The following is a 17808-nucleotide window of genomic DNA, read 5'->3' as shown; positions in this document are numbered from 1 at the left end:
TGAAACTTAGAAGGCATTTCTAAGAGCTAGATCGAAGTAAGCATATAAAGCGGCGGGAGTAACTTCGGATTTATGCCAGGAAAACCGGAGAAATATCAGTAGCAGTCGCGGATTTTAACCAACAACAGTGATGGAATCGGTTTGAGATTAAGATTGTGTTGATTTTCTTTTCGTTTTGCGCAATTTTGACCGCGACCAGACAGTGTACCTCAGATGGTACACAGATACCCCATGATGCTCAGGTCCGCCGCATCTCCTGGGTCGTGGGGTCGGTCGACTGGCAGGCATACCAAAGCGGTTCCTCGTGCCGTGATTGCAGGCTGGTCGACCCCCATTTGAAAGCGCCGCTTCCAGTCTCTGGAGCGGCGCTTTTCCGTTTCTACGCAGCCTGTCCCGCTCTGGATCACGCCACCAGGGTGAAGCCCAAAAGAAAAGGCGCCTAGCCCTATCGGCTGGCGCCCTTCGACAAACCCTTAGGTCAAGACTTACTTGATCTTGGTTTCCTTGAACTCGACATGCTTCTTGGCGACCGGGTCGTACTTGGTCTTGGTCATCTTGTCGGTCATCGTGCGGCTGTTCTTCGTGGTGACGTAGAAGAAACCGGTGTCAGCCGTCGACAGCAGCTTGATCTTGATGGTCGTAGCTTTCGCCATGGTGTTCTGCCTCTAAGAAAAAATGAAGCCGCGGACGCGGGTTGGGTCCACGGCAAAATCTGGCGCGAAATTACAAATCGCGCCCGAAAAGTCAACTCCGTTTTGACCGGAAAAGCATCCGGCAGAGGGAAACCAGCACATAGAAGCCGAAGAATCCCGCCAATGCCCAGGCAAAACCGTCATTGCCGGCGATATCGATGGCTGCACCGATGCCCTGCGGACCGGCAACCGTGCCGACCGCATAACAGAAGATGAAGGCTGCGTTGGCGGCGGCAAGGTCGGCGCCGCTGAGTCTCGACCCCAGATGCGCCAAGCCTACCGTATAGAGGCCGGAGACGCAGCCGCCCCAGAAAAACAGGACCACCGCCATCATGATCCAGTTCTGGATCAGGAAGGGCAGTGCCAGCGACCCTGCAACGCCGAGAACGGCCATGGCGGTCAGGAGCGGCCGCCGGTCCCTCAGCTTGTCGGAATAGAGACCGAGCGGGATCTGGAAGGCCATGTTGCCTATCCCCATCACCGTCAGCAGCACGGCGGTCTGGGGTTCGGTCAGTGCGGAACGCAATGCATAGATCGGGAACAGCGACAGTCCGCCCGCCGATACCGCGCCGAAGGCGAACACCGCCGCCGTCGCGGTCGGGACCAGGAAGATATAGTGGAAGAAATGCCGGTCGGGCTTGGTGTCCAGGACAGGGCTTTCATTGCGGGCAATGAAGATCGGGATGATCGCCAGCATGATGATCGCCGCCCCGACCAGGAAGGGCAGGATGCCGTCGCTGCCGAGCGCGGAGAAGAGCAGGGGGCCGATCGCGAAGCCGATGGCGAGCACCGTGGCATAAATGCCGAGAACGAGCCCACGGCGGCGTGGCGGGGCCGCCTCGTTGATCCAGAATTCCGACAGGATGAAAAGCGTCGTCGTGGCGCCGTGGAAGGTGAAGCGCAACGGGAACCACATCCAGAAGGCATCCGCGTAATAGAAGCCGATGGCGCTGATGGCGGCGACGAGTACCGCGAACATCATGGTCCGCGCCACGCCGCAGTCATGGGCTATCTTGGTGGTGATCGGCGCCGCGACCATCGAGGCGATACCGGCCATGGCGGCGTTGAGGCCGATCAGGGTGGAGGAAATTCCGCGCTTTTCAAGAATGATGCTGAGGAGCGGCAGGCCGAGGCCGATGGCGATGCCCACGGCACTGATGGCGGATATGGCGGCGATCAGCGATGGCCAGTGAATCTTTTCGACATGGCCGTTGGCGTCTGTCGTCGGCTGAGCCATTCAATATTCCTTACAGTCGGCTGCGGACGAATCGTCCATGACGCATGAAGTAGAAGGACACCGGGCTTCCAAACGGTAAAGACGGATCGGATGCCATCAGGTTTTTCACGTCCTCCATAACCGCCTGGGTGATGCGCGGGAGTTTCAGACCCGAAAGCTCGGCAATGTCAAGCCAGCGCACGTCCTGAAGTTCGCTTGAGTCGCCTAGGCGCGCCATGTCGAAGAGGGTTTCGTCGGTGAATGCGAGAAAGAAGCGCGTATCGTAGCGCCTGACATTGCCGGGTGGCGTGATGGCGCGGGCGACATAGCGCAGGCGGGAGAGATCGGCGGCGCCGCCTCCCGAAAGCCCGGTCTCCTCATGGAGTTCCCGAAGCGCCGCGAGCGCCAAGGCCCGGGCGCGGGCCGAGGTCATGCGGGCCGTGGTGCCGGCAGCCAGCTTTTCGAAAACGAGCCGGTCGAGATCGGCGCTGAAGGGAAGGGCGTGGTCGCGGGCATCGCGCCGGCCGCCGGGAAACACGTAGACGTCCGGCATGAACACATGTCCGCTGCCGCGCCGGCCCATGAGGACCCGGGGAGCCGCGTCCGAGCGGTCGATCAGGATCAGCGACGCCGCGTCCTTTGGCGTCACGCCGGCAACGCGCGCATGCTTCGGCGCGTCCATAGCGAACGGAGCGTGTTCCTCGGCAGACGATGTCATCCGATCGGTCCGCCCCGACCCGGATCGACTGCCTCATCCTCCTTGCCACCGAAGCCATGCATCTTCAGCGCCCACTGGAAGCCGATGACGCCGCCCTTGATCGGCTGGATGGTCAGAAGCGCCGCGAGTATCGCCAGCGGCACCCAGATGGCGAGATGCACCCATGGCGAGACCCTGAGCGTCATGTCGGTCAGCATGTAGCCGGTCATCAGCACATGGCCGACGACGACGATGACCAGATAGGCCGGCAGGTCGTCGGCGCGGTGATGATGGATTTCCTCGCCGCAGACGGCGCAGGTATCGACCGGTTTCAGGAAGGCCTGGAACAGGCGGCCGGTGCCGCAGGCAGGACAGGTAGAGAGCAAGCCCCGCTTGATGGAACGGCCGAGCGGCCTTTCCGCCTCCTGTGTCCCACCATATCGGACGGTCTGTTCGCCCTGTTTCTGCATTCCTATCTCCTTCGGCCGCTCCGCGGAGGCCGCGTGCCGGGTTGGGTCCGGCCGCGCCGCCCCGATTTATGGAAGGAGCGGATCGCGGTCGGCAATTTCTTGCCCTCGCTCAGCATTTCGAACTGCAGCGCGCCGGCAAGCGGGATGGCCTGCTTCAGCCGCACATCGACCGTATCGCCGATCTGGTAGCCGAGACCGGTCTTCTCTCCGGAAAGCGCCTGGTGCGCCTCGTCGTAGATGAAGTAGTCGTTGCCGAGCGTGGATATAGGGATGAATCCGTCCGCACCATAGGTCGGAAGCGAGACAAATAGTCCCGCCTTGGTGACGCCGGAGACGCGGCCGACGAATTCCTCGCCGATCCGCTCGCTCAAGTGGTGGGCGATCAGCCGGTTGATCGTGTCGCGCTCGGCGGCCATGGCGCGGCGCTCGAAGGTCGAGATCTCGGCGGCGATATCGTCGAGCTGCGCCTCTTCTTCCGGCTTGATGCCGCCTTCGCCCAAGCCGAGCGAGCCGACCAGAGCGCGATGCACGATCAGATCCGCATAACGGCGGATCGGCGAGGTGAAATGTGCGTATTTCATCAGGTTGAGGCCGAAATGGCCGATATTTTCGGGGCTGTAGATCGCCTGGCTCTGGGAGCGCAGCACCATCTCGTTGACCATCACCTGGTGCGCGGTGCCTTCGGCCTTGGCGAGGATGCCGTTGAACGAGTTGGCGCGCATCTGGCCGCCCTTGGCCATCGGGATGCCCAATGTCGCGAGGAATTCCCGCAGTGTCTCCTGCTTGGCGAGCGAGGGCGTGTCGTGGATGCGGTAGATCAGCGCCTGCCGTCTCTTTTCCAGCGTCTCGGCGGCGGCGACGTTCGCCTGGATCATCATTTCCTCGATGAGCTTATGCGCATCGAGCCGTTCCGGCACATGGACCCGGTCGACGGTGCCGTCGGGTTTCAGGATGATCTTGCGCTCTGGCATGTCGAGTTCGAGCGGCTGGCGGCGGTCGCGGCCGCGCTTCATCACCTCATAGGCATGCCAGAGAGGCTTCAGGATCGGGTCGAGCAGTGGCCCGGTCTTGTCGTCCGGCTTGCCGTCGATCGCGGCCTGCGCCTGTTGGTAGGACAGCTTGGCGGCGCTCTTCATCATGATCCGGTGGAAGGTGTGGCCGGCCTTGCGGCCTTCCTTCGAAAACACCATCCGCACCGCAAGTGCGGGCCGGTCCTCGCCTTCGCGCAGCGAGCAGAGGTCGTTGGAGATACGTTCGGGCAGCATCGGCACGACGCGGTCCGGGAAATAGACCGAGTTGCCGCGCTTCAGCGCCTCGCGGTCGAGCGGTGAACCGGTGCGGATATACCAGGAGACGTCGGCGATCGCGACGGTGACGATGACGCCGTCCGGATTGTCGGGCGAGGGATCGAGCTCGGCATAGACCGCGTCGTCATGGTCCTTGGCGTCCGCCGGGTCGATGGTGATCAGCGGCAGCGAGCGCCAGTCCTCGCGCTGCGCCATGGTGGCGGGCTTGGCCGCTTCAGCCTCGTCCATCACCTGTTTCGGGAAGATATGCGGAATGCCGTGCGAATAGACGGCGATCATCGAGATTGCCTTTTCCGAGCCGATCGTGCCGACGATCGACAGGACACGGGCGCGGGGCAGGCCGAAACGCCCGGAACGGACGACTTCCGTCTCGACCAGGTCGCCGTCCTTGGCCTCGCCGATATCGGCGGGCTCGATCACCATTTCCTCGCCACGCCGGTCGATCGGCAGCAGGCGCAGCTCGCCGTCGTCAAGCTTGTGGACGATGCCGAGCGAGGCGCCGCGGCGCTTGTCGATGATCTTGATGACGCGGGCGGTATAGGCAGGACCGGTCCGGTCCTTGTTCGGGAAGATCTTTGCCAGCACCCGGTCGTTGAGCCCGGCGGCAGTCACCCTGCCTTTGCCGCGGCTGTCCGACGACTGGCGGATCAGCACCGCCGGTGCAGCGCCCAGTTCCTCCGGCCATTCGGCCGGGCGGGCGATCAGTTCGCCGTCCTTGTCGCGGGTGGTGATGTCGAGCACGGTGACCGGCGGCAGCGCATCGGGACGGGTCAGCGACTTGCGGCTCTTCTTGAGAAGGCCTTCCTCCTCCAGCGTCCGCAGCAGGTCTTTCAGTTCGACGCGGGTGTCGCCCTTCAGCCCGAAGGCCTTGGCGATCTCCCGCTTCGACCCCTTGTCCGGATTTTCGGCGATGAATTCGAGCAGGACATCACGCGGCGGCACGGCACCGTGGATGATCACCGGCTTCTCCGTTGCGGAAGCGGCGTGACCGCGGGCAACCTTTTCGGGGCGTTTTCCCTGATGTCTCGATCTATCGCGTGGTTCTCTCACGTGCCTGTCTTCTTCGCCTTCGGTGCAACTGCAGTCTTTTTCGCCGGAGCTTTAGCCTTCGCGGCCGTCTTGGCTTTCGGCGCCGCCTTCTTGGTATCGGTGGTTGCCTTGGCGGCGGCCTTCTTCGGCTTTGCCTTGGCCGATGGTGCCTTGCCACCCTTTTCGATGATGAAGGCCATCGCCTGTTCCATCGTCACCGATTGCGGGTCGAGCCCCTTCGGCAGCGTCGCGTTGACCTTGCCCCAGTTGACGTAAGGGCCGTACTTGCCATCGCGCACGGTGATCGAACCGCCGTCCGGATGGTCGCCGAGTTCCTTCAGCGCCGCGGGCGTGCCACGGCCGCGGCCGCCGCCAGCCGCCACCTTGCTCTGCTTTTCGGCGAGCACGGTCACGGCGCGGTTGAGGCCGATCGAGAACACGTCCTCGATGCTTTCCAGATTGGCATAGCTGCCGTCATGGAGCAGGAACGGTCCGTAACGGCCAAGCCCGGCCGAGATCATCTTGGCTGATTCCGGATGTTTGCCGACGTCGCGCGGCAGGTTGATCAGGGCGAGCGCCTTTTCGTGGTCGATATCCTCGGGCTTCCAGCCCTTCGGCAGCGACGAACGCTTGGCTTCCTTGCCTTCGCCGCGCTGGATATAGGGCCCGAACCGGCCCGAACGCAGCGTCAGTTCCTCGCCCGTATGCGGATCGGCGCCGAGCGCCTTCGGTTCGCTGAGGGCATTCGCCTCCGCGTCCGCACCGCCTTCGGAGGAAAGCTGGCGGGTGTAGTTACAGTCCGGATAGTTCGAGCAGCCGACGAAGGCACCGTATTTGCCGAGCTTCAGCGACAGGTTGCCGGTGCCGCAGACCTGGCAGATACGCGGATCGCTGCCGTCTTCCCGCTTCGGGAAAACCAGTGGCGCGAGCGTCTCGTTCAGCGCATCGAGCACGTTGGTGACACGCAGTTCCTTGGTGTCCTCGATCTGGGCGAAGAAATCCTGCCAGAATTCGCGCAGAACCTGCTTCCAGTCGAGCTCGCCGGCAGAAATCTTGTCGAGTTTTTCCTCAAGATCGGCGGTGAAGTCGTATTCCACGTATTTCGTGAAGAAGCTTTCCAGGAACGCCGTCACCAGCCGGCCCTTGGAATGCGGGATCAGCTTGCGCTTGTCCATCGTCACATATTCGCGGTCGCTCAGCGTCTTCAGCGTCGCGGCATAGGTGGACGGCCGACCGATGCCGAGCTCTTCCATCTTCTTGATCAGCGAGGCTTCCGAATAACGCGGCGGCGGCTCGGTGAAGTGCTGGCTGGCATTCACTTTGTTCTTGTCGAGCTTTTCGCGGGCGTTGATCTCGGGCAGGCGACCATCTTCATCGTCGTCCTCGCTCTTTTCGGCATCCTCACGGTTATCCACGTAGGCGCCAAGGAAGCCGTCGAAACGGATCACCGAGCCGACGGCGCGCAGGCCCGCCTTCTCGCCCTTGTAGTCGGCAAGGATCTCGACCGTGGTGCGCTCGATCTCAGCGGACGCCATCTGGCTGGCGATGCCGCGCTTCCAGATCAGCTCATAAAGACGGGCCTGGTCGGCATCGAGATAACGGCGTACCTGGTCCGGCGTGCGGGTGAAATCGGTCGGGCGGATAGCTTCGTGGGCTTCCTGGGCGTTTTTCGCCTTGGTGGAATAGAAGCGCGGCTTTTCCGGCAGGTAACGCTGTCCGAACTGATCGACGATGGCGCTACGGGCAGCGTCGATCGCTTCCGGCGCCATCTGCACGCCGTCGGTACGCATATAGGTAATGAGACCGACCGTCTCGCCGCCGATATCGACGCCTTCATAAAGTTTCTGCGCCACCTGCATGGTGCGCGAGGCGTTGAAGCCGATATTGGAGGAGGCGGCCTGCTGCAGGGTCGAGGTGGTGAAGGGCGGGCCGGGATTGCGCTTGACGGGCTTGGCCTCGACAGTATCGACCACATAGGTCGCGCCGTCGAGAAGCGCCTTCAGGCGGTTGGCGTCCTCGCCGTTCTTGATCGAGCGGCCCTGCAACCGCTTGCCGTCGGCAGACACGAGGCGGGCCTCGAACTCGTCGCCGCGCGGGGTGCGCAGCAGCGCCGACAGGTTCCAGTATTCTTCGGAGACGAAACGCTCGATCTCCGACTCGCGGTCGCAGACGAGGCGCAGCGCAACCGACTGCACGCGGCCGGCGGAGCGGGCGCCTGGCAATTTGCGCCACAGAACCGGCGAAAGGTTGAAGCCGACAAGATAATCGAGGGCTCGGCGGGCGAGATAGGCGTCGACCAGCGGCACGTCGATATCGCGCGGATTGGCCATCGCATCGAGCACCGCCTTCTTGGTGATGGCGTTGAAGACGACGCGTTTGACCGGCTTGTCGCCGATCAGCTTCTTCTTCTTCAGGAGGTCGAGCACGTGCCAGGAAATGGCTTCGCCTTCGCGATCCGGGTCGGTCGCGAGGAACAGGCCGTCCGAGCCTTTCAGGGCGTCGGCGATATCCTTCATGCGCTTCTGGGAGGCGCTATCGACTTCCCACAGCATCTCGAAGTCCTGGTCGGGAAGTACTGAACCGTCCTTGGCCGGAAGATCGCGTACATGGCCGAAAGAGGCGAGAACCTTGTAGCCGGAGCCGAGATACTTGTTGATTGTCTTGGCCTTGGCGGGAGATTCTACGACGACAACATTCATTTTGCTTCTCTGCAATAGAGGCTTGGCCCGGAACCCTTGCGGTCCAGGCGGAAATCTTGACCTCCCGACATGGAGGGCGTTTGCCTCGCGGTCAAGGGGCGTATGCCAAATTATAGGGTACAACGAGATGCAACCTGAAGAAGATTTGCAATTGGTTGCAATCTTAAATAAATGCGATATGGTCCCTCGCATACCTCAAGGTGAATTTATTTGGACCGGTGGCCGACTTTTTTGACAGGATCGAATATGATTTCTCGGAGCGAGACAAACGGCCGGCGCGAGGACGATACCAGGGAAAATATCGCCTATATAAGGCAGATGCTCGGGGAACTCCGGCAGGTCGCCTTGGGAGAGGGAGCCGATATGCTCTGTTATCTCATCGAGATGGCCTATGTGGAGGCGGGGGACGTACAGGCAGGCCGACGTCCCCGCTCAGTCTTCCATCGCGACTCAGGCATCCATCGCGATTGAGACGAGACCGCCGACATGCCGATGCAGCCGGCCGGCGAGATCGAGTTCCAGCAGGATGAGATAAACGGTGGAGGCGGGCAGTCCCGTATGGCGGATGATGTCGTCCACCTCGACCGGCGTCGGCCCCAGCGCCGAAACGATGATCGCCCGGTCGTCATCATTGGGCGGCAGTATCTCGCTGAATTTCTTTGGCTCTTCCACCACCGGACCGTTGAAGAGATCAAGTTGCGAGAGTGGCGCCAGCGCTTCGATTACGTCGGCCGACCCGGTTGTGACGATCGCGCCCTGTTTGAGAAGCCCGTTCGTGCCGTGACAGCGCGGATCGAGCGGCGAGCCGGGAACGGCGAAGACGAGCCGTCCGAAATCGGTCGCCATCCTGGCGGTAATCAGCGAGCCGGAACGCTCCGCCGCCTCCACCACGACGACGCCGAGCGAAATGCCGGATATCAGCCGGTTGCGACGGGGAAAATCCCGTGCGCGGGGCTCCCAGCCGAACGGCATTTCGCTGACGGCAAGGCCTGCACCCTCGGTGATCTCGTCGAGAAGGGGGATGTTTTCCGGCGGGTAGGGCTGGTCGAGACCGCCGGCGAGCACTGCAATCGTTCCGGTCTCAAGGCTGGCGCGGTGGGCTGCGGTATCGATGCCGCGGGCAAGACCTGACGTCACCGTATAACCGGCTCGGCCGCAATCCCTTGCGATCATCGCCGCGAACCTGGCGCCCGATATCGAGGCATTGCGCGATCCGACGACCCCGATTGACGGACGAGTTGCGGCGGAAAGGTCGCCTTTCATGGCAAGAAGCGGTGGCGCGCCTTCGATCTGGCGCAGCGCCGGCGGATAGTCGGGTTCGCCGATGCCGACGAAGCGGGCGCCAAACCGATGGGCCGCTTCGAGTTCGCGTTCGGCTTCCTGCACGCCGGCAATCCGGATCGCCCTCGTCGCTCCGCCGCGAGCAGAGAGTTCGGGCAGCATGGCAAGAGCGTTTTCCGCCGAGCCGCAATGATTGATGAGATCTCGAAACGTGGCGGGGCCGACATTGTCGGAGCGGATCAGCCGCAGCCAGGCGATCCTCTGCCTCTCCGTCAGCGCAATTCCTGTTCGTCTCGCGCTGCCGTCCGGCATTGTTTCCCCCGGTCTATCCCTTTTGGCCGATCCTGCTTTCGGTGCCGGCGATCAGCCGCTTGATATTTTCTTCATGCTTCCACCAGGAGATGGCGGTCATGACCGCCATCACGAGCGCGATCTTCGGTTCGTTTAAGAACCACAGCACAACCGGAATGACAAGGGTTGCAACCAGAGCGGAGAGCGACGAATATTTGCTGATCTTGGCGACGCCGAGCCAGATTGCAGCAAACACCAGCACCATCCAGGGAGCGACGCCGAGCAGCGTGCCGATATAGGTGGCGACACCCTTGCCGCCCTTGAAGCCGAGCCAGACCGGGAAAAGATGGCCCATGAAGGCCGCGAAACCGGCAAGCAGCCCCGCTTCCTTCCCGAAGAAATACCAGGCGACCAGCGCCGCGACGGTGGCCTTCAGCGCGTCGAGCAGCAGGGTGGCTGCGGCAAGCTTCTTGTTGCCGGTGCGCAGCACGTTGGTGGCGCCGATATTGCCCGAGCCGATCGAGCGGATGTCGCCGAGCCCCGCCGCCCGGGTAAGGATCAGGCCGAAGGGAATGGAGCCGAGCAGATAACCGAACGCCAGTGCGGCCAGCGCGATCGGCAGGGTGATCTGCCAGTTGAAGAGTTCATTCACGCCCTTGCTCCCCTTAAAGCGTGTAGACGCACTTGCCGGCCACATACGTCGCGACGGCGCGGCCCGAGAATCGCGCGTCCTCGAACGGCGTGTTCTTCGACTTCGACAAGATCATATCCTTCGACACGATCCAAGGCTCGTCGAGATCGATCAGCGTGATATCGGCCTTGGCGCCGGGCTTCAGCGTGCCGGCATCGAGGCCAAAAATCTGCGCCGGCCGGGTCGACATCGCATCGATCAGCCGCATCAGTGGCACGCGGCCGTCGTGATGCAGGCGAAGGGCGGCGGCGAGCAGCGTTTCCAGTCCGATCGCGCCGTCCTCGGCATCGGCAAACGGCAGGCGCTTGGTGTCGACATCCTGCGGGTCATGCGAGGAGACGATGATATCGATCGTGCCGTCGGCCACCGCATCGGCCATCGCGACACGGTCGTCTTCGGAGCGCAGCGGCGGCGAGAGCTTGAAGAAGGTGCGGTATTCGCCGATGTCGTTCTCGTTGAGGGCCAGATGGTTGATCGAGACGCCGCAGGTGGCGTTGGTCCCGCGGGCACGGGCGACCCGCATCGCTTCGGCCGATTCCGCCACGGAAATCTTGGCCGCATGGTATTTCGCCCGCGTCAGGCCGGCGATCCTCAAGTCCCGTTCAAGCGGGATGATCTCGGCTTCCTTGGGCACGCCCGACAGGCCGAGCCAGCTTGCGAACAGGCCTTCGTTCATCACCCCGTTGCCGAGATATTTTTCGCGCAGTTCCAGAGAAACCACGGCGTCGAATTCGCGGGCATAGGTCATCACCCTGCGCAAGAGCAGCGTGTCGGAAAGCCCGTGCCTGCCGTTGGTGAAGGCGACGGCGCCGGACTGCTGCAGGAGGCCGATCTCCGTCATCTCCTTGCCGGCAAGCCCCTTGGTAAGGGCGGCGGCCGGATGGACGTTGACGACCGCCTTGTCGCGGGCGGTCTTCTGCACGAATTCGACCAGGGCGATGTCATCGAGCACCGGATCTGTGTCGGGCATCATGATGAAGGAGGTGACGCCGCCGGCAGCCGCAGCCCGGCTTGCCGATTCGATCGTCTCGGTATGTTCGGCGCCCGGTTCGCCCACATAGACGCGGGCGTCGACGAGGCCCGGCGTCGCGACGAGGCCCTTGCAGTCCCGGACCGTCGCACCTTCCGGTGCGCCTTGATTTTGAGCGCCCTTGCCTGCCGCGAGAATGCGGCCGTCGGCGCCGATGATGATCGTGCCGGTCTCGTCGAGTTGGCGCGACGGGTCGATGATGCGCAGATTCTTGAGGATTGTCGGGGTCATGCGCGTTCTCCATGGTTCTGGGAGACGAGCAGGGCCTCCATCACGGCCATACGCACCGCGACCCCCATTTCCACCTGTTCCTCGATGACGCTCTGCGGGCCGTCCGCCACTTCGGAGGCGATCTCGACGCCGCGGTTCATCGGACCGGGATGCATGACCAGCGCATCCGGCTTGGCGACTTTAAGCTTTTCGGCGTCGAGCCCGTAGAAGCGGAAATATTCGCGCACCGACGGCACGAAGGCGCCGGCCATGCGCTCGCGCTGCAGGCGCAGCATCATCACCACGTCGGCGTCCTTCAGACCCTCTTCCATCGAATGGAAGACCTCGACGCCCATGTCCCTGATGCCGGAGGGCAGCAGCGTCGAAGGCGCCACGACCCTGACCCGCGCGCCCATGGCGTTGAGAAGAAGTATGTTGGAGCGCGCCACGCGCGAATGCAGTACGTCGCCGCAGATGGCGACGATGATCCGCGACAGCTTGCCCTTGGAGCGGCGAATGGTCAGCGCGTCGAGCAGCGCCTGGGTCGGATGTTCGTGCTGGCCGTCGCCGGCATTGATCACCGAGCAGGCAACCTTTTGCGCCAGAAGCGCGGCGGCACCGGCCGAGGAATGGCGCAGCACCAGCACGTCCGGGCGCATGGCGTTCAGCGTCATCGCCGTATCGATCAGCGTCTCGCCCTTTTTGACCGAGGAATTGCCGACCGACATGTTCATCACGTCGGCGCCGAGGCGTTTGCCGGCGAGCTCGAAGGACGATTGGGTGCGGGTGGAAGCTTCGAAGAACAGGTTGATCTGGGTGAGGCCCCGCAGCGTGGAGGTCTTTTTCTCCCGCTGCCTGGAAATCTTCACGGCCTCGTCGGCCTTGTCGAGAAGAAAGGTGATATCCTGTTCGGTAAGGCCCTTGATGCCAATCAGATGGCGATGAGGGAAGAAGACCATGGACACGTCTCCGCTTGCGTTCGGCGGTCTATAAGGTCTGACGGCAGGAGCCGCAAGCGGGCGAGGGACTTATCTCACTGCTTGTTTGAGAGGATAGCGACAAGAAGGTTTCTTGACGCGGGTGCGGCCTTTTGTTGAGAACGCCCGGATTCCTGATTGGGCGCCGTTCCCAGGCCCGGTAACTTCCGCTAGAACCCGTTTCATGAACCAGATGTCGCGCGCCGAAGAAAAATTTGCCGAACTGAACCAGCCTAAACCCTGGTCGGGCATCAATGCCTACCGATCCGATCCGCTGGTCGTCGACCTGACGAGCACGCTGAACCGCACTATCCGCGAGGAATACGACCAGCTCGGCCGTTACGTCACCTCGCCGGAGGCGCAGGAACTGGCGCGCATGGCGAACGAGAACCCGCCGAAGCTGAAGACCCATGGTCCGCGCGGCGAACGGCTTGATGTCGTCGAGTTCCATCCCGCCTGGCACGCGCTGATGCGTCGTTCGATGCAGACCGGCCTGCATTCCTCCGTCTGGGAAAACATCCCCGAAGCCAAGGGCCACGAGCACAAGGCGCGGGCGACGCGATTCTATCTCTCGGCGCAGCTCGAATGCGGCCATCTCTGCCCGCTGACCATGACCAGCGCCTCGATTGCCGCGCTGATGGCCTCGCCGCGCGTCCAGAAGGAATGGGCGCCAAAGATCCTGTCGCGCAAATACGATTCGACGAATCGTCCGGCCTTGCAGAAGAGCGCGGTGACCCTCGGCATGGGCATGACCGAGAAGCAGGGCGGCACCGACGTGCGCGCCAACCGCTCGACCGCCGAGCGGGTCGGCGAGGGCATCTACCGGCTCTCCGGCCACAAGTGGTTCATGTCGGCGCCGATGAGCGACGGCTTCGTCATGCTGGCCAAGACCGGCGACGGGATCGGTTGTTTTCTTGTGCCGCGGCTGCTGGAGGACGGGTCGGCGAACGGCCTGCAGTTCCAGCGCCTGAAGGACAAGGTCGGCAACCGCTCGAACGCATCCTCCGAAGTCGAATTCACCGATGCCTTCGGCTATCTGCTGGGCGAGCCCGGCGGCGGCATCCGCACCATTCTCGACATGGTCACCCTGACGCGGCTCGATTGCGCGCTGGCATCCGCCGGCATCATGCGCGCGTCGCTCGCCGAAGCGGTTCACCACACCCGCGGCCGCAGCGTGTTCGGCAAGAAGCTCGTCGATCAGCCGCTGATGACGCGTGTCCTGGCCGACATGGCGCTCGATGTCGCCGCGGCGACGGCGCTCAGCTTCCGGCTCGCCGACTCCTTCGATCGGGCGGCCAGCAACCCGGCCGACGCGGCTTTCGCCCGCGTCATGACGCCGGTCATCAAATACTGGAACTGCAAGATCGCGCCTGCGCTGATCTACGAGGCGATGGAGTGCATCGGCGGCAACGGCTATATCGAGGAACGCCCGATCGCCCGGCATTACCGCGAGGCCCCGGTCAACGCGATCTGGGAAGGATCGGGCAATGTGATGGCACTCGACGTGCTCCGGGTGCTGTCGCGTGGGCGGGACCTGTTCAACACGGTGCTCGCCGGTTTCGAACGGGATCTCGGTCCTGCGGGCCGCAAGACGGTCGAGGTTCTGCGCGCCGCGATGGCGCTCTGCGAAACCGACGAAGGTGCTGCCCGGCTTCTCGTAGAGCAGCTTGCACTTGCGGCAGCGGCGTCGGAGCTGGTGCGGCTTGGCGCCGGCAAGATCGCCGATGCCTTCCTGGAAACGCGCCTCGCCGGCGGCTGGCGCTCGACCTACGGCATGCTGGATGCCCGGTTCGACGCGCGCTACATCGTCGACCTGCTTTATCCCGCCGCGACGTAGGCGACCGCCGTCATCACCACCGGAATGGTGAGGAACGAGGCGACGACCTGCAGGGTCGCCGCCGCCGCATACATGTCCGCATCGCCGTTCAACTGTTTTGCCAACAGATAACCGTTCATCGCGGTCGGAACCGCGGCACTCAGTGCCAGAAGCACGAGGGCGCTGCCCTGGATTCCGCACAGCGCGCCGACACCGACTGCGACGATCGGGAAAGCGATCAGCTTCAAAAAGACGGCGAGAAGAGTGATCGGCCTCGGCTTGAGCGCGTCCATGACCCGCAGGCCTGCGCCGACCGTGATCAGGCCGAGGCTGAGCGACGCCTGCGACAACAGGTCGACCGCCACCATCACCGGTTCGTAGATCGGAACGCCGGCAACGTTGACGACGATGCCGAGCGCCGTCGAGAGGATCAGCGGATTGGTACAGACCCTATAGAGAATAGCCCTGTAGTTCCGGTCATGGCCGGAGAACCACAGGAGCACGGTCACATTGATGAAGTTCAGCGGAATGATGATTGCCGCCATCACCAGGCCGACCATGGTCAGCCCCTGCTGGCCGTAGGTCTTGGCGGCGATCGCCAGCGCCATGAACGCGTTCCAGCGCGTCGCCGTCTGAAACAGTGAGGTATAGGCCGGCCCGCCGACGCGCAGGTTCCGCAGCAGAGGCCATGCCAGCAGCAACCCGCCCGACATCACCAGAACAGAAACGATCGCTGCGAAACTGACCGTCAGGTTCTCGGTATTGGAGAAATCAGCCTTGGCCATGGTGGAAAACAGCAGGGCCGGAAACAGCACCCAGTAACTGCACTGTTCGAGCCCGTCCCAGAAATCGGGATTGATGATCGGCGCGCGTTTTAATCCCATGCCGAGGAGAACCAGCAGGAAAATCGGCAGGACGCTTTGGAAGACGATGAGCATGGAGGAGGGCACGTCGGTGGGAGAACAGGATCTCGTTAGTCCTCCCATGCCGATAGTGCAATGCAAGACCCTGCGAATTCAAGTGCTGCGCGCGCAATCCTGTGCATGGGCATCAAGACTGCTTGCGGCGGCTGATCGCCCGGACTATCGCGGTTGATCAAGATTGAAACCGAAACAGGCGAAAAATGCTCCAGATCCCTGAAGTCACAGCGCAAGAAGGTTCGGTCGCGAAAGTGCGCAGCCGCGCCGGCACCGAGCGGGCGATCTTCCTGGCGGCCCGCGCCCTTCTAGCGGAGCAGGGTTTTCAGGGGTTCGGCATCAATGCGGTGGCGCGCCGGGCCGGTTGCGACAAGCAGCTCATCTACCGGTACTACGGCGGCCTCGACGGGCTGATCGAGGCGATCGGCGCCGATCTCGGCACCTGGGTCAGGGATCGCATCCCGGAAGATACCGGCGGCATGTTCCTGCTGACCTATGGCGACCTGATGGAAAAGCTCTCCATCTATTTCATGGAAGCGCTGCGTGACGACCCGCTGGTCTGCAAGATCGTCGCCTGGGAGGTCTCGCAGGACACGCCGCAGGTCCGCCGGTTGTCGGAAGCGCGCACCAAGGCGCTCGGCAAATGGCTCGAAAAGATGCGCGGCTCGTTGACGCCGCCGAAGGGCGTCGATGCCGCGACCACCAATGCGCTGCTGTTTGCAGCCATCCAGCACCTGGTGATATCAGCCGCCGTCAGCGGCCAGTTCGCCGGATTGACGCTCAAGACCGAGAAGGACTGGGACAAGGTCGGCAACGCGCTCCGCCGCCTGGTCCGCGCGATCTACGGCTGACCTTTTCGCCGCAGACGTTCGTCCGTTGCTCGAAGTCAGGGATTGAAGCGATGATCGACGCTCCGTATCTCTTGTAGAGATACGGGAGGGAACGCCATGACGGTGCCAACGCTTTACGAATGGATAGGCGGCTTCGACGCACTCTTGCGTCTCACGACCGAATTTTATCGGCGCGTTCCGACGGATGAACTGCTCGGTCCGGTCTTTTCCGGGATGGACCAGGAACATCCGCAGCACGTCGCCATGTTCATCGCCGAGGTCATTGGCGGACCAAAGCTCTACTCGGAGCAGCGTGGCGGTCATCCGGCGATGGTACGCCATCATCTTGAAAGGCACCTGAACGAGCCGATGCGCCGGCGATGGATCAATATCCTCTTGGATACCTATACGGATCTGGAACTTCCGGCAGACCCGGAGTTCACATCCGCGCTGGTCGGTTATCTCGAATGGGGAACGCGGCTTGCGGTCGCCAATTCGCAGCCCGGAGCCAAGGTTTACGAACATGCGCCGATGCCGCAATGGGGATGGGGCGAAACCGGCGGTCCCTATATTCCGAAGAAACCGAAGTCGCCGGCAGCCTGACCTGCTTTATCCACAGGCGGCCTTGCGAAATTAACCATCTCCCCCGGTTTCCGTTGCGGTAAATCCCTGCGGGCTTAAGTTCGGCGTTAACGCACTGTTAACTACGACGTTCGCCGAGTATCCGCGTATGGGAACTGAAATCCGGAATATAGCATTGCTGATCGTCATGACGACGGTCTTCGCGGCGCTAGCCATGGACATTGCCATCCCTGCCGTGGCCCTGAGCCTTATGGCTCTATCGAGATGGCTTGTGTCTGTGGAACTGTATCCGGTAGAGCCGAGAGGAAGAACTGCATGAAGTGGTTCCTGATTTTGTGGGCCGGTCCGGTCCTGCTGTTGGCCAGCTGGTACGGGCTTTCCTACTACGACATGAGCTTCGGCTTCTTCATGCTGACCCGCCAGACACATGACCTGGTCTTCCAGGTCTACGGCAATATTCTCGGTATCCCGCCGGAAACCATTCCGCCATTGGTGGCGCGCGCCATCGCGTTCGACAGTCTGGTCGTGTTTGCGATTGTCGCCTTCCGCAAGCGCCGCGAGATCGCCGCCTGGTGGGGGAAGCGTCAACTGGCGAAATCCGTCTCCCTGCCGAGCGACGAGAGCCTGTCCAGAGCGCCCTGAAGAATGAAGCTTGCCGCGGCGGAATCGATCCGCTCGGCACGTTTGGCCCGCGACACGTCCATTTCCAGAAGCGCCCGCTCGGCAGCGACCGTCGACAGCCGTTCGTCCCAGTAGACGAAGGGCAGGGCGGTCTTTTCCGACATCGAGCGCACGAAGGCTCGCGTCGCCTGAACGCGCGGCCCGGCCGAGCCGTCCATGTTCGTCGGCAGGCCGATGACGAAGCCCGCCACTTTTTCCTTTTCGGCAAAGGCAAGCAGCACTTCGGCATCCTTGGTGAATTTCACCCGCTTGATGACCGGGCGGGGTGAGGCGAAACGCCGGCCGAGATCCGACATGGCGAGCCCGATCGTCTTGGTGCCGAGGTCGAGGCCGGCAATCGCCTGTCCAGGTTGAAGGGCCTCGGCCAGTTCCTCGATCGTCATCACTGTCAT

The 17808-nt window shown here is 62.6% G+C and carries 17 protein-coding genes; 5 read left to right on the top strand and 12 right to left on the bottom strand.

Annotation, left to right across the window (positions count from 1 at the left end):
* Positions 1-485 precede the first annotated feature (485 nt).
* The 6 genes from rpmG to topA all read right to left on the bottom strand — a co-directional run bounded on the left by rpmG (position 486) and on the right by topA (position 8110).
* Positions 486-653, bottom strand: coding sequence for a 50S ribosomal protein L33 (gene rpmG / locus ABCW43_RS03770; RefSeq protein WP_003547442.1), 168 nt, complete (start codon positions 651-653; stop codon positions 486-488).
* A 91-nt stretch (positions 654-744) separates the two neighbouring features.
* Positions 745-1929 carry an MFS transporter gene (locus ABCW43_RS03765; RefSeq protein ID WP_345922162.1) on the bottom strand — a complete coding sequence of 395 codons (1185 nt, stop codon included), beginning with the start codon at positions 1927-1929 and terminating at the stop codon, positions 745-747.
* A gap of 10 nt (positions 1930-1939) precedes the next feature.
* Entirely contained in the window at positions 1940-2626 is a 687-nt protein-coding gene (locus ABCW43_RS03760) for an NUDIX hydrolase (protein ID WP_445738890.1), read from the bottom strand.
* Positions 2623-3075 carry a DUF983 domain-containing protein gene (locus tag ABCW43_RS03755; RefSeq protein ID WP_345922161.1) on the bottom strand — a complete coding sequence of 151 codons (453 nt, stop codon included), beginning with the start codon at positions 3073-3075 and terminating at the stop codon, positions 2623-2625. Before ABCW43_RS03755 ends, ABCW43_RS03760 begins: the two co-directional genes overlap by 4 nt.
* Before the next feature lie 2 nt (positions 3076-3077).
* Positions 3078-5432 (bottom strand): ribonuclease R, encoded by a 2355-nt coding sequence (gene rnr, locus ABCW43_RS03750; protein ID WP_345922160.1) that lies wholly within the window; start codon positions 5430-5432, stop codon positions 3078-3080.
* Positions 5429-8110 (bottom strand): type I DNA topoisomerase, encoded by a 2682-nt coding sequence (gene topA, locus ABCW43_RS03745; RefSeq protein WP_345922159.1) that lies wholly within the window; start codon positions 8108-8110, stop codon positions 5429-5431. Before topA ends, rnr begins: the two co-directional genes overlap by 4 nt.
* Positions 8111-8356: 246 nt before the next feature.
* Here topA and ABCW43_RS03740 point away from each other — a divergent pair, with 246 nt between their 5' ends.
* Positions 8357-8581, top strand: a complete 225-nt coding sequence (locus ABCW43_RS03740) for a hypothetical protein (protein ID WP_245363419.1) — start codon at positions 8357-8359, stop codon at positions 8579-8581.
* On the opposite strand, the gene dprA is transcribed toward ABCW43_RS03740, so the two are convergent.
* The 4 genes from dprA to ABCW43_RS03720 are packed head-to-tail and all read right to left on the bottom strand — an operon-like array spanning position 8561 to position 12572.
* On the bottom strand, positions 8561-9703 hold the full coding sequence (gene dprA, locus ABCW43_RS03735) for a DNA-processing protein DprA (protein WP_345922158.1): 1143 nt from the start codon (positions 9701-9703) through the stop codon (positions 8561-8563). The two genes, ABCW43_RS03740 and dprA, sit on opposite strands and share 21 nt — an antisense overlap.
* 13 nt (positions 9704-9716) lie before the next feature.
* The gene (plsY, locus tag ABCW43_RS03730) at positions 9717-10379 is read right to left on the bottom strand and encodes a glycerol-3-phosphate 1-O-acyltransferase PlsY (protein ID WP_345922157.1); all 663 of its coding nucleotides are present in this window, start codon (positions 10377-10379) and stop codon (positions 9717-9719) included.
* A complete protein-coding gene (locus tag ABCW43_RS03725; RefSeq protein ID WP_345922156.1) occupies positions 10348-11634 on the bottom strand; it encodes a dihydroorotase in 1287 nt (428 codons plus the stop codon). The genes plsY and ABCW43_RS03725 overlap by 32 nt, the downstream gene beginning before the upstream one ends.
* The gene (locus tag ABCW43_RS03720; protein ID WP_345922155.1) at positions 11631-12572 is read right to left on the bottom strand and encodes an aspartate carbamoyltransferase catalytic subunit; all 942 of its coding nucleotides are present in this window, start codon (positions 12570-12572) and stop codon (positions 11631-11633) included. The genes ABCW43_RS03725 and ABCW43_RS03720 overlap by 4 nt, the downstream gene beginning before the upstream one ends.
* 202 nt (positions 12573-12774) lie before the next feature.
* On the opposite strand from ABCW43_RS03720, the gene ABCW43_RS03715 reads away from it, so the two are divergent.
* Complete coding sequence (locus tag ABCW43_RS03715; RefSeq protein WP_105401050.1) at positions 12775-14427, top strand: acyl-CoA dehydrogenase family protein; 1653 nt, start codon at positions 12775-12777, stop codon at positions 14425-14427.
* Here ABCW43_RS03715 and ABCW43_RS03710 read toward each other — a convergent pair.
* The gene (locus tag ABCW43_RS03710) at positions 14409-15344 is read right to left on the bottom strand and encodes an AEC family transporter (protein WP_345922154.1); all 936 of its coding nucleotides are present in this window, start codon (positions 15342-15344) and stop codon (positions 14409-14411) included. The two genes, ABCW43_RS03715 and ABCW43_RS03710, sit on opposite strands and share 19 nt — an antisense overlap.
* 185 nt (positions 15345-15529) lie before the next feature.
* Between ABCW43_RS03710 and ABCW43_RS03705 the strand changes: the two genes are divergently transcribed.
* From ABCW43_RS03705 to ABCW43_RS03695, 3 genes are all read left to right on the top strand, one after another.
* Positions 15530-16174: a TetR/AcrR family transcriptional regulator gene (locus ABCW43_RS03705; RefSeq protein WP_345922153.1), complete on the top strand. Its 645-nt coding sequence runs from the start codon at positions 15530-15532 to the stop codon at positions 16172-16174.
* Between the two features lie 96 nt (positions 16175-16270).
* Positions 16271-16756, top strand: coding sequence for a group II truncated hemoglobin (locus tag ABCW43_RS03700; protein ID WP_345922152.1), 486 nt, complete (start codon positions 16271-16273; stop codon positions 16754-16756).
* A 294-nt stretch (positions 16757-17050) separates the two neighbouring features.
* Positions 17051-17377 (top strand): DUF6105 family protein, encoded by a 327-nt coding sequence (locus tag ABCW43_RS03695; protein WP_345922151.1) that lies wholly within the window; start codon positions 17051-17053, stop codon positions 17375-17377.
* Here the strand turns inward: ABCW43_RS03695 and ruvX are convergent.
* Complete coding sequence (gene ruvX, locus ABCW43_RS03690) at positions 17320-17808, bottom strand: Holliday junction resolvase RuvX (protein WP_007761087.1); 489 nt, start codon at positions 17806-17808, stop codon at positions 17320-17322. The two genes, ABCW43_RS03695 and ruvX, sit on opposite strands and share 58 nt — an antisense overlap.

The organism is Neorhizobium tunisiense (assembly GCF_039631515.1).
In the GTDB taxonomy this organism is placed as follows: Bacteria; Pseudomonadota; Alphaproteobacteria; order Rhizobiales; family Rhizobiaceae; genus Neorhizobium.
The sequence above is the reverse complement of the archived record's forward strand: the minus strand, read 5'-3'. Positions and strand labels throughout refer to the sequence as shown.

Coding starts and splice junctions, on each gene's coding strand:
- topA (WP_345922159.1), bottom strand. CDS start 8,110: ATGAATGTTGTCGTCGTAGAATCTCCCGCCAAGGCCAAGACAATCAAC.
- ABCW43_RS03695 (WP_345922151.1), top strand. CDS start 17,051: ATGAAGTGGTTCCTGATTTTGTGGGCCGGTCCGGTCCTGCTGTTGGCC.
- ABCW43_RS03760 (WP_445738890.1), bottom strand. CDS start 2,626: ATGACATCGTCTGCCGAGGAACACGCTCCGTTCGCTATGGACGCGCCG.
- ABCW43_RS03740 (WP_245363419.1), top strand. CDS start 8,357: ATGATTTCTCGGAGCGAGACAAACGGCCGGCGCGAGGACGATACCAGG.
- rpmG (WP_003547442.1), bottom strand. CDS start 653: ATGGCGAAAGCTACGACCATCAAGATCAAGCTGCTGTCGACGGCTGAC.
- ABCW43_RS03705 (WP_345922153.1), top strand. CDS start 15,530: ATGCTCCAGATCCCTGAAGTCACAGCGCAAGAAGGTTCGGTCGCGAAA.
- ABCW43_RS03765 (WP_345922162.1), bottom strand. CDS start 1,929: ATGGCTCAGCCGACGACAGACGCCAACGGCCATGTCGAAAAGATTCAC.
- ABCW43_RS03755 (WP_345922161.1), bottom strand. CDS start 3,075: ATGCAGAAACAGGGCGAACAGACCGTCCGATATGGTGGGACACAGGAG.
- ABCW43_RS03720 (WP_345922155.1), bottom strand. CDS start 12,572: ATGGTCTTCTTCCCTCATCGCCATCTGATTGGCATCAAGGGCCTTACC.
- ABCW43_RS03700 (WP_345922152.1), top strand. CDS start 16,271: ATGACGGTGCCAACGCTTTACGAATGGATAGGCGGCTTCGACGCACTC.
- dprA (WP_345922158.1), bottom strand. CDS start 9,703: ATGCCGGACGGCAGCGCGAGACGAACAGGAATTGCGCTGACGGAGAGG.
- ABCW43_RS03710 (WP_345922154.1), bottom strand. CDS start 15,344: ATGCTCATCGTCTTCCAAAGCGTCCTGCCGATTTTCCTGCTGGTTCTC.
- ABCW43_RS03725 (WP_345922156.1), bottom strand. CDS start 11,634: ATGACCCCGACAATCCTCAAGAATCTGCGCATCATCGACCCGTCGCGC.
- ruvX (WP_007761087.1), bottom strand. CDS start 17,808: ATGACAGTGATGACGATCGAGGAACTGGCCGAGGCCCTTCAACCTGGA.
- plsY (WP_345922157.1), bottom strand. CDS start 10,379: ATGTGGCCGGCAAGTGCGTCTACACGCTTTAAGGGGAGCAAGGGCGTG.
- ABCW43_RS03715 (WP_105401050.1), top strand. CDS start 12,775: ATGAACCAGATGTCGCGCGCCGAAGAAAAATTTGCCGAACTGAACCAG.